The organism is Pseudomonas sp. H3_E04, from assembly GCF_054668915.1.
This window is the reverse complement of record NZ_CP162797.1, coordinates 335,293-350,321: the sequence shown is the minus strand read 5'-3', so window position 1 is coordinate 350,321 and position 15,029 is coordinate 335,293. Positions and strand designations below refer to the sequence as shown.

At 59.7% G+C, this 15,029-nt stretch carries 14 protein-coding genes; 10 read left to right on the top strand and 4 right to left on the bottom strand.

Annotation, left to right across the window (positions count from 1 at the left end):
• Window positions 1-53 precede the first annotated feature (53 nt).
• Complete coding sequence (locus tag AB4N53_RS01635) at window positions 54-839, top strand: outer membrane protein OmpK (protein ID WP_125918590.1); 786 nt, start codon at window positions 54-56, stop codon at window positions 837-839.
• Window positions 840-1,210: 371 nt separating this feature from the next.
• Complete coding sequence (locus AB4N53_RS01630; protein ID WP_056784020.1) at window positions 1,211-1,996, top strand: outer membrane protein OmpK; 786 nt, start codon at window positions 1,211-1,213, stop codon at window positions 1,994-1,996.
• A gap of 91 nt (window positions 1,997-2,087) precedes the next feature.
• Here the strand turns inward: AB4N53_RS01630 and AB4N53_RS01625 are convergent, their stop codons facing one another.
• Complete coding sequence (locus AB4N53_RS01625) at window positions 2,088-3,260, bottom strand: patatin-like phospholipase family protein (RefSeq protein ID WP_460117659.1); 1,173 nt, start codon at window positions 3,258-3,260, stop codon at window positions 2,088-2,090.
• A gap of 34 nt (window positions 3,261-3,294) precedes the next feature.
• Window positions 3,295-4,227 carry a lipid A biosynthesis lauroyl acyltransferase gene (locus AB4N53_RS01620; protein ID WP_041479319.1) on the bottom strand — a complete coding sequence of 311 codons (933 nt, stop codon included), beginning with the start codon at window positions 4,225-4,227 and terminating at the stop codon, window positions 3,295-3,297.
• A gap of 117 nt (window positions 4,228-4,344) precedes the next feature.
• On the opposite strand from AB4N53_RS01620, the gene minC reads away from it, so the two are divergent.
• From minC to AB4N53_RS01585, 7 genes are all read left to right on the top strand, one after another.
• Window positions 4,345-5,082: a septum site-determining protein MinC gene (gene minC / locus AB4N53_RS01615; RefSeq protein ID WP_041479318.1), complete on the top strand. Its 738-nt coding sequence runs from the start codon at window positions 4,345-4,347 to the stop codon at window positions 5,080-5,082.
• Between the two features lie 169 nt (window positions 5,083-5,251).
• Entirely contained in the window at window positions 5,252-6,064 is an 813-nt protein-coding gene (gene minD / locus AB4N53_RS01610; protein WP_007913953.1) for a septum site-determining protein MinD, read from the top strand.
• The gene (gene minE, locus AB4N53_RS01605; protein ID WP_460117657.1) at window positions 6,064-6,318 is read left to right on the top strand and encodes a cell division topological specificity factor MinE; all 255 of its coding nucleotides are present in this window, start codon (window positions 6,064-6,066) and stop codon (window positions 6,316-6,318) included. The genes minD and minE overlap by 1 nt, the downstream gene beginning before the upstream one ends.
• Window positions 6,319-6,487: 169 nt before the next feature.
• Window positions 6,488-7,123: an RluA family pseudouridine synthase gene (locus AB4N53_RS01600; protein ID WP_208938147.1), complete on the top strand. Its 636-nt coding sequence runs from the start codon at window positions 6,488-6,490 to the stop codon at window positions 7,121-7,123.
• Between the two features lie 179 nt (window positions 7,124-7,302).
• A complete protein-coding gene (locus AB4N53_RS01595; RefSeq protein WP_064364632.1) occupies window positions 7,303-8,592 on the top strand; it encodes a M18 family aminopeptidase in 1,290 nt (429 codons plus the stop codon).
• A 194-nt stretch (window positions 8,593-8,786) separates the two neighbouring features.
• Window positions 8,787-8,963 carry a hypothetical protein gene (locus AB4N53_RS01590; RefSeq protein WP_016773747.1) on the top strand — a complete coding sequence of 59 codons (177 nt, stop codon included), beginning with the start codon at window positions 8,787-8,789 and terminating at the stop codon, window positions 8,961-8,963.
• 74 nt (window positions 8,964-9,037) lie between these two features.
• Entirely contained in the window at window positions 9,038-11,194 is a 2,157-nt protein-coding gene (locus tag AB4N53_RS01585) for a mechanosensitive ion channel family protein (protein ID WP_460117654.1), read from the top strand.
• 47 nt (window positions 11,195-11,241) lie between these two features.
• On the opposite strand, the gene AB4N53_RS01580 is transcribed toward AB4N53_RS01585, so the two are convergent.
• Together AB4N53_RS01580 and AB4N53_RS01575 are read right to left on the bottom strand one after the other, a co-directional pair.
• Window positions 11,242-11,472 (bottom strand): bacteriocin immunity protein, encoded by a 231-nt coding sequence (locus AB4N53_RS01580; protein WP_460117652.1) that lies wholly within the window; start codon window positions 11,470-11,472, stop codon window positions 11,242-11,244.
• 19 nt (window positions 11,473-11,491) lie between these two features.
• Complete coding sequence (locus AB4N53_RS01575; RefSeq protein WP_460117650.1) at window positions 11,492-13,405, bottom strand: S-type pyocin domain-containing protein; 1,914 nt, start codon at window positions 13,403-13,405, stop codon at window positions 11,492-11,494.
• 278 nt (window positions 13,406-13,683) lie between these two features.
• Between AB4N53_RS01575 and AB4N53_RS01570 the strand changes: the two genes are divergently transcribed.
• Window positions 13,684-15,018, top strand: coding sequence for an amidohydrolase (locus tag AB4N53_RS01570; RefSeq protein ID WP_460117648.1), 1,335 nt, complete (start codon window positions 13,684-13,686; stop codon window positions 15,016-15,018).
• Window positions 15,019-15,029 lie beyond the last annotated feature (11 nt).

The following is a 15,029-nucleotide window of genomic DNA, read 5'->3' as shown; positions in this document are numbered from 1 at the left end:
GGGACTACGCAACTGCTTGTGCCTCAGACAATAAAAACAAGAGGAAGCAACAGATGATCCGCACGCAAAGCAACGTTCTGTTGAGTGGCGGCCTGCTGGCCGCGAGTCAGGCCATGGCCGGCGATCTGCTGCTGTGGCAGAGCAACAGCCTCAGCTATCTGTACGGCAAGAACTTCGCGATCAACCCGTCATATCAGCAGACGGTGACCTTCGAGCACGCCGACAAGTGGAAGTACGGCGACAACTTTCTGTTCGTCGACAAGATCTTCTACAACGGCAAGGAAGACCCGAACAAAGGCCCGCACACCTTCTACGGCGAATTCACCCCGCGCCTGTCCTTCGGCAAGATTCTTGATCGCAAGATCGAGTTCGGCCCGATCAAGGACGTCCTGCTGGCGATGACCTACGAGTACGGCGAAGGCGAAAGCGAGGCCTACCTGATCGGCCCCGGCTTCGATCTGAAAGTGCCCGGTTTCAATTACGTCACCCTGAACATTTTCCGCCGCCAGACCGAAGGCCCGCGTCCAGGCGATGGTGTCTGGCAAATCACCCCCGCGTGGTCCTACAGCTTCCCGCTGGGCAATTCCGATGTGCTGATCGACGGCTACCTCGACTGGGTCGTCGACAACGACGAAAACTCACGCGGCACCTACCACGCCAACCTGCACATCAATCCGCAGATCAAGTACGACCTCGGCAAAGCCTTGGGCTGGAGCCAGAAGCAGGTGTACGTCGGCACCGAGTACAGCTACTGGAAGAACAAATACGGCATCGAAAACAGCCACTCGTTCGACACCAACCAGAACACCGCCAGCCTGCTGCTGAAGGTGCACTTCTGAGATGGCCCGCAACCGTGCGCCATGCCTGCCGTCGGTGCTCTGTTGCGGGGCACTTGAGCCTTGGCCGAGGAGTCAGTATTCTCCGCGGCCTTCCGAATTCGCTCTAAAAAAAAGCCCGAATTCAATTTCTGACCGAAAAGCCAACTTATCCCGGCTGCGGTCAGTCCTGAGGCATTCCGAAAACACGCTCGTCGACTGTTTTTCAGCAGCCGAACGGGCGTTTTTTGGTTTTTCGAAAGCCTTGGCGCAGCTTTTGCTACCAGCATTGAAAGCTGACCGATCGGATGAAATTTGCGGTACGAAAAAAGGCGCCACATCAGAGCGCCGATCTTAAAAAAATAACGTGGAACACCTACTTTGGGAGCAACCGAATGAAACGTATGTGCACCAGCCTGATGCTGGCCGGATCGATGTTCGCCGGCGGCCAGGCGATGGCCGAAGGCCTGCTGCAGTGGCAGAACAACAGCCTGACCTACCTGTATGGCAAGGACTTCCAGGTCAACCCGCGCATTCAGCAGACCGTGACCTTCGAGCACGCCGATGCCTGGAAGTATGGGGACAACTTCCTGTTTATCGACAAGATCTTCTACAACGGCAAGGATGATGGCGGCGTCGGCTCCAACACCTACTATGGCGAGCTCAGCCCGCGCCTGTCGTTCGGCAAGATCTTCGATCAGAAACTGGCCTTCGGCCCGGTGACCGACGTGTTGCTGGCCATGACCTACGAGTTCGGTGAAGGCGATACCGAGTCGTACCTGATCGGTCCGGGCTTCGACCTGGCCATTCCGGGCTTCGACTACTTCCAGCTGAACTTCTACCAGCGTCACACCCAGGGCGCGCGCGCCGGTGACAATGTCTGGCAGATCACCCCGGTGTGGTCCTACACCATCCCGGTGGGCAAATCGAACATCCTCATCGATGGTTTCATGGACTGGGTGGTCGACAACGACTCCAACTCCAAAGGCGATTACCACGCCAACCTGCACTTCAACCCGCAGGTCAAATACGACCTGGGCAAGGCGCTGAATTTCGGCGAGAAGCAGTTGTATGTCGGTGTGGAGTACGACTACTGGTCGGACAAGTACGGCATCAAGGACAGCCAGTACTTCAAGACCGATCAGAGCACCACAAGCTTCCTGGTCAAGTTCCACTTCTGACCCTAAAAGCTTCGCGAGCAGGCTCGCTCCCACATTTAGACCGAGTTCAAATGTGGGAGCGAGCCTGCTCGCGAAGGCCTCACCGCAGATTTCAGGCAGGAGCCACCGCTTCAGATAGCCGCAAAAACCGGCACAGCTCCTCGCGCTTGGCCAGCGCATCCCGCCGCCCCAACTCGATCAACTCGCTGCAATACCCCGCCTCGAACAGCAGATAACTGAGCACCCCCGCCCCACTCGTCTTCGTCGCACCCGGCCCACGCAGAAACAGGCGCAACGCCGCCGGTAACTCCTGACGATGGCGCGCGGCGATTTCGTCGATCGGCTGGCTTGGCGCAATCACCAGCACTTCAACCGGCGCCACACCCAGCGCGCGGGTCGGCGTGCCGGCCGGGAGCAAATGGCTGAACTGATTCAGACGCTGCAGCAACTCGATATCGCTCTCCAGACTGTCGATGAACGTGCTGTTGAGCATGTGCCCGCCGATCTGCGCCAGCGTCGGTTGCTGGCCGCTGTAGGCGCGCTCAAGCGGCTGCTGCGGATCGACGCCGCGCGGGTTGCCGCTGACGCCTACCACGAGCACGCGACTGGCACCCAGATGCAGCGCCGGGCTGATCGGTGCCGACTGACGCACCGCGCCGTCACCGAAATATTCCTCAGCGATTTTCACCGGCGCGAACAACAGCGGAATCGCCGAACTGGCCAGCAAGTGATCGATCGACAATTGCGTCGGCACGCCAATGCGGCGGTGCCGCAGCCAGGGGTCGATGGTGCCGCCGCCCTGATAGAACGTCACCGCTTGCCCCGACTCGTAGCCGAATGCGGTCACCGCCACCGCATGCAATTGCTTGCGCGCGATGGATTCGGCGATGCCAGGCAGGTGCAGTTTTTCCTCGAGCAGCTCGCGCAGCGGCGAACTGTTGAGCAGTGCCACCGGCATCTGCCGACCGAGGCCGAGCAGGCTGTGGCTGACGAAACGACTGGCCTGATGGATCACGCCCGGCCAGTCGCTACGCAGCACGCGGTGGCTGCGAAAGCCCTGCCAGAACTGGGTCAGGCGTTCGATGGCAGCACGAAAGTCGGTGGCGCCACTGGCCAGGCTGACCGCATTGATCGCCCCGGCCGAGGTGCCGACGATCACCGGAAACGGATTGTCCGCGCCCACCGGCAGCAACTCGGCAATCGCCGCCAGCACCCCGACCTGATAAGCCGCCCGAGCCCCGCCGCCGGAAAGAATCAAACCTGTAACCGGTTCAGCAGGACTCATCGCCACACTCCAGGGTGCTTGTCAGATCGGGTAATCAACGACGCTTGGGATAAAGCTTCGGCTCACCGGGCGGGCGACTCTTGAAGCGCCGATGCGCCCACAGATATTGCTCGGGACAGGCACGCAAAGCGCTCTCGACCCACTGATTGATGCGGATGCAATCGGCCTCTTCGCTCTCGCCGGGGAAGTCTTCCAGCGGCGGATGGATCACCAGGCGATAACCACTGCCGTCCGCCAGACGTTCCTGAGTGAACGGCACCACCAACGCTTTGCCCAGCCGTGCAAACTTGGTCGTCGCAGTGACGGTGGCGGCCTGAATGCCGAACAGCGGCACGAAAATGCTCTGCTTGGCGCCGTAATCCTGATCCGGCGCATACCAGATCGCCCGTCCCGAGCGCAGCAGTTTGAGCATGCCGCGCACGTCATCGCGCTCCACCGCCAGCGAATCGAGATTGTGCCGCTCGCGGCCACGGCGCTGGACGAAGTCGAACAAGGGATTTTTGTGTTCGCGGTACATGCCGTCGATGGTGTGCTGCTGGCCGAGCAGCGCCGCGCCGATTTCCAGGGTAGTGAAATGCGCGGCCATGAGGATCACGCCTTTGCCTTCACGCTGGGCCTTCTGCAGATGTTCAAGGCCTTCGACGTGGGCCAGTTTCGCCAGACGCTCGCGCGACCACCACCAGCTCATCGCCATTTCAAAAAAGGCAATGCCGGTGGAGGCGAAGTTTTCTTTGAGCAGGCGTTTGCGCTCGGCGGCGGATTTTTCCGGGAAGCACAATTCCAGATTGCGCCGGGCGATGGTTCGCCGGTCGCTGGCGACGCGATACATCAACGCGCCCAAAACTCGACCGATGGTCAGCAGCGCCGGATACGGCAACTGCACGATCAGCCACAAAAGCCCCAGGCCGCACCAGAGCGGCCAGAAGCGCGGAGCAAGATATGCTTTTCGAAAACGCGGGCGATCCATTAAAGCTTCCGTAAATACAGTGGCCGCGCATTCTACATCGTTCGACCCGGCTTGCGGCTCGCGGGCGTTCTCGTTATAAGTCTCGGCACTTTTAGTGACAAGCCGTTGTATGCCGACATGAGCCAAACCGACCCGTTAGACCAAGATCCCGTATTCCAGCTCAAGGGCAGCATGCTGGCCATCACTGTGCTGGAACTGGCCCGTAACGACCTCGAAAGCCTCGATCGGCAATTGGCCGCCAAAGTCGCCCAGGCGCCGAATTTTTTCAGCAATGCACCGCTGGTTCTGGCGCTGGACAAACTGCCGCCGAACCAGGGCGCGGTTGACCTGCCGGGGCTGATGCGCGTCTGCCGCCAACACGGCCTGCGTACCCTGGCCATTCGCGCCAGCCGCATCGAAGACATCGCCGCTGCCATTGCCATCGACATCCCCGTGCTACCGCCCTCCGGTGCCCGCGAGCGTCCGCTCGAAACACCGGAAGCCGAAGTCAAAAAGAAGCCGGAAAAACCCCCTGAGCCGACCGTCAAACCGACCCGCGTTATCACCACGCCAGTACGTGGTGGCCAACAGATATATGCCCAGGGTGGCGATCTGGTCGTGGTCTCATCGGTCAGTCCGGGGGCGGAACTTCTCGCCGATGGCAACATCCATGTATACGGCCCGATGCGCGGCCGTGCGCTGGCCGGCGTCAAAGGTGACACCAAGGCACGGATTTTCTGTCAGCAATTGAGCGCTGAACTGATCTCCATCGCCGGTCACTACAAGGTCTCCGAGGATTTGCGTCGCGATCCGATGTGGGGCTCGGGCGTCCAGGTCAGCCTGTCAGGCGACGTGTTGAACATCATTCGGCTTTAACGGATACTGCCGCATTTTCCAAGCATCTCTAAAACGTAGCGAAAACGGCTCAAACGAAGTAGGAAAAAGGCCCAAAGCCAAATTCCAGCCAAGGCTGTCCGACTGCAGTAGTTTTCAAGAGATGTTTTTCAGGGGCTGAACAGTCCTTCTTCCTTAGGGGTGAAACACCTTGGCCAAGATTCTCGTGGTTACATCCGGCAAGGGTGGTGTGGGTAAGACCACCACCAGCGCCGCTATCGGTACCGGTCTCGCTCTGCGCGGCCACAAAACAGTAATCGTCGACTTCGACGTGGGCTTGCGTAACCTCGACCTGATCATGGGTTGCGAGCGCCGCGTGGTGTATGACTTCGTCAACGTGGTAAACGGCGAAGCCAACCTGCAACAGGCACTGATCAAAGACAAGCGCCTGGAAAACCTCTACGTACTGGCGGCCAGCCAGACCCGCGACAAAGACGCGCTGACCGTCGAAGGCGTGGAAAAAGTCCTGATGGAGCTCAAGGAACAATTCGAGTTCGTCGTCTGCGATTCCCCGGCGGGCATCGAGAAAGGTGCGCACCTGGCCATGTACTTCGCTGACGAAGCGATCGTCGTGACCAACCCGGAAGTCTCCTCGGTACGTGACTCGGACCGCATGCTCGGCCTGCTGGCAAGCAAATCGCGCCGCGCCGAACGTGGCGAAGACCCGATCAAGGAACACCTGCTGATCACCCGCTACCACCCGGAGCGTGTTGAGAAGGGCGAGATGCTCGGCGTTGAAGACGTCAAGGAAATCCTTTCGGTGACCCTCCTCGGCGTCATCCCGGAATCCCAGGCGGTGCTCAAGGCTTCCAACCAGGGCGTGCCAGTGATTCTCGACGACCAGAGCGATGCCGGTCAGGCTTACAGCGATACCGTCGACCGCCTGCTGGGCAAAGAAAAAGCCCACCGATTCCTCGATGTCGAGAAGAAGGGATTCTTCGAGCGCCTGTTTGGAGGTAGGTAATGAACCTTTTTGACTTCTTTCGTGCCACCAAAAAGCCAAGTACCGCCTCGGTAGCGAAAGAGCGTCTACAGATCATCGTGGCGCATGAGCGCGGCCAGCGCAGCACGCCGGATTACCTGCCAGCCTTGCAGAAGGAACTGGTCGACGTGATCCGCAAGTACGTCAATATCGGCAACGACGACGTACATGTTGCACTGGAAAGCCAGGGCAGTTGCTCGATTCTGGAACTCAACATCACCCTGCCCGATCGCTGAGTCGATTTGGCAGTCGCTACGGCGGCTCGGACCGTTGATGCTCGTGTAGGAGCTGCCGAAGGCTGCGATCTTTTGATCTTCAAAGTCAAAAGATCGCAGCCTTCGGCAGCTCCTACAGGGTTATCAGCAGCTCCGAGCCGCCGTTGGCATTTGTTACGAGGCTGTTTTAATGCCGCTGTCCAACATCCGCATCATCCATCAGGACGCCGCCGTACTGGTGGTCGACAAACCGACCCTGCTGCTCTCGGTGCCCGGCCGCGCTGACGACAACAAGGATTGCCTGATTACCCGCCTGCAGGAAAACGGCTACCCGGAAGCGCGCATCGTCCATCGCCTGGACTGGGAAACCTCCGGCATCATCCTGCTGGCCCGGGATGCCGATACTCACCGTGAACTGTCGCGGCAGTTTCATGACCGCGAAACCGAAAAGGCCTACACCGCTTTGGCCTGGGGTCAGCCGGAGCTGGACAGCGGCAGCATCGATCTGCCCCTGCGCTATGACCCGCCGACCAAACCGCGACACGTGGTCGATCACGAATTCGGCAAGCACGCGCTGACCTTCTGGAAAGTGCTGGAACGGTGCGGCGACTGGTGCCGGGTCGAACTGACACCGATCACCGGGCGCTCGCATCAACTGCGCGTGCACATGTTGTCGATCGGTCACCCGCTGCTCGGTGACGGCCTCTATGCCCACGAGCAAGCGCTGGCCGCCTGGCCACGTCTGTGCCTGCACGCGAGCATGCTCAGCTTCACTCATCCGCAAAGCGGTGAACGCCTGCGTTTCGAGTGCCCGGCACCGTTCTGACAGCCAGCACCGGCCCCATGTGGGAGCGAGCCTGCTCGCGAAAGCGGTATCACATTCAGCATTGATGTTGACTGATCAATCGCTTGCGCGAGCAGGCTCGCTCCCACAGGGGATCCGGTCCGGATTCAATTCCCCGGCCAATACGTTAAACTCCCGGCCATTGCTGTCTGGAGTTTCTTATGCGCGCAGAGTTGAACCAGGGCCTGATCGACTTTCTCAAGGCCTCCCCTACCCCGTTCCACGCCACCGCCAGCCTCGTTCAGCGTCTGGAGGCCGCCGGTTATGTGCGCCTCGACGAGCGCGAGCCATGGTCCACCGAGGCCAACGGCCGCTATTACGTCACCCGCAACGACTCCTCGATCGTCGCGATCAAAATGGGCCGCAACTCGCCCCTGCACGACGGTATCCGCCTGGTCGGCGCCCATACCGACAGCCCGTGCCTGCGGGTCAAACCACAACCGGAACTGCAGCGTCAGGGCTTCTGGCAACTGGGCGTCGAAGTCTACGGCGGCGCGCTGCTGGCGCCGTGGTTCGACCGCGATCTGTCGCTGGCCGGCCGCGTGACCTTCCGCCGTGACGGCAAGGTCGAGAGCCAATTGATCGACTTCAAGGCGCCGATCGCGATCATTCCCAACCTGGCCATTCACCTCAACCGTGAAGCCAACCAGGGCTGGGCGATCAACGCGCAGACTGAACTGCCGCCGATCCTCGCCCAGTTCGCCGGTGACGAGCGCGTCGATTTCCGCGCTGTGCTCACCGATCAACTGGCTCGCGAACACGGCCTGAATGCCGACGTGGTGCTGGATTACGAGTTGAGTTTCTACGATACGCAAAGTGCTGCAGTGATCGGTCTGAACGGTGATTTCATTGCCGGTGCGCGTCTGGATAACCTGCTGTCGTGCTACGCCGGCCTTCAAGCGTTGCTCACCGCCGAAACCGACGAAACCTGCGTGCTGGTCTGTAACGATCACGAAGAAGTCGGCTCCTGCTCGGCATGCGGTGCCGACGGCCCGATGCTCGAACAGACCCTGCGCCGCCTGCTGCCGGAAGGTGACGAGTTCGTCCGCACCATTCAGAAATCCCTGCTGGTGTCGGCCGATAACGCCCACGGCGTGCACCCCAACTACGCGGAAAAGCACGACGCCAACCACGGCCCGAAACTCAATGCCGGCCCGGTGATCAAGGTCAACAGCAACCAGCGCTACGCCACCAACAGCGAAACCGCCGGTTTCTTCCGCCATCTGTGCATGGCCGAAGAAGTCCCGGTGCAAAGCTTCGTGGTGCGCAGCGACATGGGCTGCGGCTCGACCATCGGCCCGATCACCGCCAGTCACTTGGGCGTGCGCACCGTCGACATCGGCCTGCCAACCTTCGCCATGCACTCGATTCGCGAGCTGTGTGGCAGCCATGACCTGGCACATCTGGTCAAAGTGCTCAGCGCGTTTTATGCCAGTCGCGAATTGCCATAAAGGCTGAAAAACTTCGCGAGCAGGCTCGCTCCCACAATGGAATGCCATTCACCTGTGGGAGCGAGCCTGCTCGCGAAAGCGCTGCTTCAGACACCAGAAACCTCACTGACTTGAAGCATTCCTGAGTCACATCACCCGCCCGCCTCGAAAACCCGCCTAGACTGCAAGAATCCTCTACAGACAAGGCAGTCTCCATGATCTCGATGTCCTCCTTCCACGCCATGCTCATCCCCATCCTCAGCGGGATGATCCTGTTGGCCATCGGCTTCAACTTCCGTGACAAGAACGCCGGGGTGTTCGCCATGTGGATCGGCATGCTGATGATCCTCGCCACGGTGGTCTACAAGATCCTCGCCAAACTCAACGAATGACCGCGCCCGGCTCGCATTGCGCCAAAGGGCCTCGTACACTCCAGCGCATCCGCCTATCGCGAGGTTGTCTTCTGGTGTTTGCTCGTCTTTTTGCTTTGCCCGGTCTGCTGCTTGTCTGCCTGATGACGCTGCTGCCGCTGGCGCCCGCCCAGGCAGTCGGTCTGCCCGGCCTGCTCAACACTTCCAAACCGCAAGCTGAAGCCCAGGAACCGCTTGGCCAGTCGCTGGATGAAGTCATCAAGTCGCTGGAAAACGACAAACAACGTGCGCAGTTGCTCAGCGACCTGAAAAAGCTGCGCGACGCCACAAAGAAAGCCCAAGCCACTCCGGAAGAAGGCGTGCTGGGCCTGATCGGCGGCACCCTCGCCAACTTCGAAAAGCAGTTTTCCGGCGCCGACAGCCCGATTACCCGCTGGTCCAACGAGTTCGATCTGGCCAAGGATGAACTGAGCAGCAAGCTGCTGCCGGCCAATGAATGGCTGCCGATCATCTTCGGTTTCGCGGTGATCCTGATGGTCTGGAGCCTGCTCGCCGCCGCGCTGATCTGGCTTGGCCACCGCGTGCGCATGCGCTTTGGCCTTACCGAAGAACTGCCGCAACACCCCAAGGCCCTCGACATGCTGCGCTTTGCCCTGCGCAAGCTCGGGCCGTGGCTGATCGCGTTGGTGATGACGGTGTATATGAGCTACGTGTTGCCATCTTCGCTGGGCAAAAGCCTGGCGATGGTGCTGGCCTATGCCTTGGTGGTCGGCACCTGCTTCTCGGCGATCTGCGTGATCGCCTTCTCCCTGCTCGACGGCCCGCACCGCCATCGCGCGCTGTACATCCTGCGTCATCAGGCATTTCGGCCGTTGTGGCTGATCGGCAGCTTCGCCGCGTTTGGTGAAGCGCTGAGTGATCCGCGTCTGGTCGAGAGCCTGGGCGTGCATCTGGCGCACACCGCCGCGACCACCGCCAATGTCCTCGCGGCACTGTCGACCGGCCTGTTCATTCTGCGATTCCGCCGACCGATCGCGCACCTGATCCGCAACCAACCGCTGTCACGCCGCCTGACCCGCCGCGCCCTCAGCGACACCATCGAGATCCTCGGCACCTTCTGGTACGTGCCGGCACTGGTGCTGGTCGGCATCTCGCTGTTCGCCACATTTGTCTCTGCCGGCGATACCAGCACCGCGCTGCGGCAGTCGCTGATCTGCACGGTTCTGCTGGTGTTGTGCATGGTCATCAACGGCCTCGTGCGCCGCCATTCGCTGAAGCCACAACGCGGGCCGAAACGCCATGCGCTGTACTCGGAACGATTGAAAAACTTCTTCTACACCCTGACGCATTTGCTGGTGTGGCTGATCTTCATCGAGCTCGGCCTGCGGGTGTGGGGCCATTCGCTGATCGCGTTCGCCGAAGGTGATGGCCATGACATCAGCGTCAAACTGTTCAGCCTGATCGGCACGCTGATTTTTTCCTGGCTGATCTGGATTCTCGCCGATACCGCCGTGCACCACGCTTTGACCCGCTCGCGCAAAGGCCTGGCCAACGCCCGCGCGCAAACAATGATGCCGCTGATCCGCAACGTGCTGTTCGTGGCGATTTTCATCATCGCGCTGATCGTCGCGCTGGCGAACATGGGCATGAACGTCACGCCATTGCTGGCCGGTGCCGGGGTGATCGGTCTGGCCATCGGCTTCGGCGCGCAATCGCTGGTCGCTGACCTGATCACCGGCCTGTTCATCATCATCGAAGACTCCTTGGCCATCGATGATTACGTCGACGTCGGCGGCCACCTCGGCACCGTCGAAGGCCTGACCATCCGCACCGTGCGCCTGCGCGACATCGACGGCATCGTCCACACCATTCCGTTCAGCGAAATCAAAAGCATCAAGAACTACTCGCGGGAATTCGGCTACGCCATCTTCCGCGTCGCCGTGCCGTACAACATGGAAATCGACGATGCGATCAAACTGATGCGCGACGTCGGCCAGAAGATGCGCAGCGATCCGCTGCAACGCCGCAACATCTGGTCGCCGCTGGAGATTCAGGGTGTGGAGAGTTTCGAGTCCGGCAGCGCGATTTTGCGCGCACGGTTCAAGACTGCGCCGATCAAGCAGTGGGAGGTTTCCCGGGCGTTCAACCTTTCGCTGAAGCGGCAACTGGATGAGGCGGGGCTGGATCTGGCGACACCGCGGATGAGTGTGCAGGTGATTACGCCTGGGGTTGAAATGAAAAAGGACGGCTGAACTGAGATGGCCCCCTATTGGAAGATAAAGCCAATAGGGGGTTGCTTTTATTTATTTTTGAAACCGGGTTTGCCATTAGCGGAACGCCAGTTTTTTACCTCCAAGACAACATTTTCAGGCCCATCCTTACCTTCCTCCGGGTAGTAAATCAAATCGTAACCAGATGGATGTTCCACTAGCCGGGAGAATTCAAGAATGGCAGCAATTTGCTGCTTCTCTGTAGTAAACCCGGAATCATGTATTTTCCTGACAAACTCGAGAAAATCTTCCTCTCTCATATTCTGTATCGATCTCATATCAAAGCCCTTTATGAATTTCAACATGCGCCTTCGGGGTAACGATATTTATGTTGTCGGCATTATATAAATCCCCTCCCTCTGCCAAGCCGACCTTATGATGCAGTTCGTATTTCACTCTTGATCCTGCTGAATCGCTCACTCTAACTATCGGAGCTTTGCCCTTTTTCATTTCGTTCAAACTTGTCGCGTTAAATGAGTCAGCCAAATTTTCGTCATTGAAGACAGCTTTCCAGAATGTTTCTCTGAATGCTCTGAAACTGTTGAACTGACGACCCCTTAACTGATCAGCAATTTGCGATGGGATTGGCGCTCCATCGCCCTGCGTAGCCGCCCCCAGCCATCCACCCGCAACCGGCGCACCATAACCACTGGCCACCCCTGGATCATTGCGTCGATCCCGGAACATGACGTACTGCGGTGGCAGACCCGATTCCGGTGGGAAGACCAGAATGAAGTCGTCGAAACGAATGTTGCCCCGCCCTGGGTAAGCGTCGATCCGTCCTTCAATCGGCACAAGGTTGCCGCCGATATATCGCGGTGGGGCCGGGTTCTCGATGGGGAACAGCGTTGAACTGTCTGCCGGCGTTACTGAGGGAGTCCAGACCGCGGTTGTCGGCGGGATGTCAGTGAGCGTCGCGCTGTAAGTGTTGTTCCCTGCGTTGAAACCAGCTGCAACCACGCGAACGCCGGAAGGCAGTTTTGTCCCCGCTACCGGAACGACAAGCAGCTCGGCGAGAGATCCCGTCAGTGGCCGGGCGCTCAAACGCACCGGCAGATTCAGTCGTGCTCTTTCGCTTGCCAGCCTGTCCAGATCAGGCAGTTGACCGGGCAGCAGATCTGCCAGTGGAAGGCTGAGCAGAAAGCGTTCAGGCAATTCCCCATTACCCAACACCGGGGAGTAGACAAACGCACTTACCCCCACCATCAGACCAGACGCCGTGCCAGCAGCCAGCCCCGATAAACCGGCCACCGCCGAGCGAATCGAAGCGGCAAAACCCGCCATCAGGTTGTCGGCAATCGCGACCGCACCAGCGGACGTCGCAAATACCAGTTGGGCGTGGCTGGTATTGCCCTGAAAGCGCAACAGGCTACTGTGACCACCGGAGGTGTCCTGCCGGCGCTTATCCTCATCAACCCTGCGTGCTTCGGCTTCGGCTTCAGCCTCAAGCGCCGCCTGTTCCTCGGCACGCTTGCGCTCTAGTGCCTCAGCCGCCAAACGGGCCTGTTCTTCTTCGAGACGCCTGAGTTCATCGGCAGCAGCCTGCCGCGCCAGCTCCTCCGCCTGCCGCCGCGCCTGCTCCTGAGCGACGCGGGCCTGTTCCTGTGCAACCTGCCTGGCGTGTTCCGCCGCCAACCGGGCCTGCTCCTGAGCAATCCGGTCGGCTTCCTGCGCTTGCACCACGGCAATCATGCCCTTGACCGTGGCCGACTGGCTGTTCAAAACGCCAATGCCTTCAACCAGTAACTTGGCGTTGAACAAGGCGCTATAGGCCTGCCGTACGCTGACGCCGCCGCCTCGCCGATTGACTTGCGGTAAACGACCTCCGTTGAAAAAGGTTTCAACCTGGGCGTGGCCGAAACGTTCGATGGCCACGTCCTTGGCCGCCAAAAGTGCACCAAACTTTCTGGCGATCAGCGACTCCCTGAATCGCATCTCCCGCGCCAGCGCATCCAAAGGAGGCAGGACACTTTGATCGCCTGCTGCGCGTACTTCTGCCAGCTCAAGCTCGATGACCTGGGCAATATTTCTGGAAGTATCTTTATAGATACTTTCCATATCGAGTATTTCACCCAAAGGCGCAAAGTTGATGCTTGGCCCCGAACCGTCTCCTGCACCTAAATAATGTAAATATTCATCTTGTTTATCCGGACGCACAACAATCGGCGGAAGCGTTATTCCATTACGCTGCATTTATAAATCCTCCATGGACAATAGTTTTGTCGCGCTGGCCGGTCACCCTCAAACAGCCAATAACGTGACCGGTACCTGGAGAAATTTATGGAAATAAATGTTGTGCGGTGCGGTACATAGTTATCGCCCGCGTTTTATCTGTCACGCCGGACGGAACTGATAAAACGGTAGGAGTTTTCCCTGTCGGAGCGCATAGCGCTTCCTTGCCCGATCGCACTTGCGTGCAAAGCCTTTGTCACACGCAAGGAAGCCCAACAACAATAATCAAGGAGAAGCCCATGCAACTGACGCGCATTGCCCAAACCCTCTTGCTCACGCTGGTCGCCAGCCACGCCGGCGCTGCGACGATGGACAGCGCCCGCATACAGATCGCCGAGCAGGCGCAAAAGCTTGAAGCGGAACTACTGGAAATCCGCCGCGACCTTCACGCCCATCCGGAACTTGGCAACACCGAAAAACGCACCTCTGAGCTGGTCGCCAAACAGCTGCGAGCCATGGGCCTGGAAGTGAAAACCGGCGTCGCGCGCACCGGCGTAGTGGCCGTGCTCAAAGGCGCCCTGCCCGGCCCGACCGTGGCCCTGCGCGCCGACATGGATGCGCTGCCGGTCAAGGAAGTCTCCGATCTGCCGTTTGCCTCGAAAGCCAAAGGCACGTATCTCGACAAGGCAGTCGACGTCATGCACGCCTGCGGCCACGACGCCCATACCGCGATCCTGCTCAGCGCGGCGAAAATTCTGACGGGCATGCGCGACACTCTGCCCGGCACCGTGGTGTTCTACTTCCAGCCCGCCGAGGAAGGCCCGAGCGATTTTATTCCCGACGGCAAAAACACCTGGGGCGCGAAGATGATGGTCGAGGAAGGCGTGATGAAATCGCCGAAACCGGACGCGATATTTGGCCTGCACGTCTGGGCCGGCGTCCCCGCCGGCCAGATCGCCTACCGCCCCGGCCCGACCCTGGCCAGCTCCGACGACCTGCGCATCAAGATCCACGGCAAACAAACCCACGCCGGCCGCCCCTGGGACGGCATCGACCCGATCACCGTCGGCGCGCAAACCATCGTCGGCCTGCAAACCGTGGTCAGCCGCCGCACCGACATTTCCTCTTACCCGTCGGTGGTCAGCATCGGCACCATCAACGGCGGCACCCGCTACAACATCATCCCCGAATCGCTCGACATGACCGGCACCATCCGTTCCTACGACTACGGCATCCGCCAGAAACTGCACAGCGACGTGCGACAGACCATCGAGAAAATCGCCGAAAGCGGCGGCGCGAAAGCCGATGTCACCATCATCGAAAAATACGATCCGACCATTAACAACCCGGCACTGACCGAGAAAATGCTGCCGACGTTGAAGTGGGCCGCCAAGGATGATGTGGTGCAGGGACCACTGGTGGGTGGGGCGGAAGATTTCTCGTTCTTCGCCAAAGAGGCGCCGGGCTTGTTTGTGTTTCTCGGGGTGACGCCGAGGGATCAGGACATGAGCAAGGCTGCGCCCAATCATAATCCGGGGTTCTTTGTGGATGAATCGGCGTTGGTGGTTGGGGTCAGAACATTGGCGTCGTTGGCGACGGATTATCTGTACGGGAATGCGGCGGTGGGCAAGTAGAGAGGGGTGAC

Bases quoted from the DNA above. Each gene is read 5' to 3' on its own strand.
- AB4N53_RS01590 (WP_016773747.1), top strand. From the start codon at position 8,787: ATGATCTCGATGTCCTCCTTCCACGCCATGCTCATCCCCATCCTCAGC.
- AB4N53_RS01600 (WP_208938147.1), top strand. From the start codon at position 6,488: ATGCCGCTGTCCAACATCCGCATCATCCATCAGGACGCCGCCGTACTG.
- AB4N53_RS01620 (WP_041479319.1), bottom strand. From the start codon at position 4,227: ATGGATCGCCCGCGTTTTCGAAAAGCATATCTTGCTCCGCGCTTCTGG.
- AB4N53_RS01580 (WP_460117652.1), bottom strand. From the start codon at position 11,472: ATGAGAGAGGAAGATTTTCTCGAGTTTGTCAGGAAAATACATGATTCC.
- minC (WP_041479318.1), top strand. From the start codon at position 4,345: ATGAGCCAAACCGACCCGTTAGACCAAGATCCCGTATTCCAGCTCAAG.
- AB4N53_RS01625 (WP_460117659.1), bottom strand. From the start codon at position 3,260: ATGAGTCCTGCTGAACCGGTTACAGGTTTGATTCTTTCCGGCGGCGGG.
- AB4N53_RS01570 (WP_460117648.1), top strand. From the start codon at position 13,684: ATGCAACTGACGCGCATTGCCCAAACCCTCTTGCTCACGCTGGTCGCC.
- AB4N53_RS01635 (WP_125918590.1), top strand. From the start codon at position 54: ATGATCCGCACGCAAAGCAACGTTCTGTTGAGTGGCGGCCTGCTGGCC.
- AB4N53_RS01595 (WP_064364632.1), top strand. From the start codon at position 7,303: ATGCGCGCAGAGTTGAACCAGGGCCTGATCGACTTTCTCAAGGCCTCC.
- minE (WP_460117657.1), top strand. From the start codon at position 6,064: ATGAACCTTTTTGACTTCTTTCGTGCCACCAAAAAGCCAAGTACCGCC.
- AB4N53_RS01575 (WP_460117650.1), bottom strand. From the start codon at position 13,405: ATGCAGCGTAATGGAATAACGCTTCCGCCGATTGTTGTGCGTCCGGAT.
- AB4N53_RS01630 (WP_056784020.1), top strand. From the start codon at position 1,211: ATGAAACGTATGTGCACCAGCCTGATGCTGGCCGGATCGATGTTCGCC.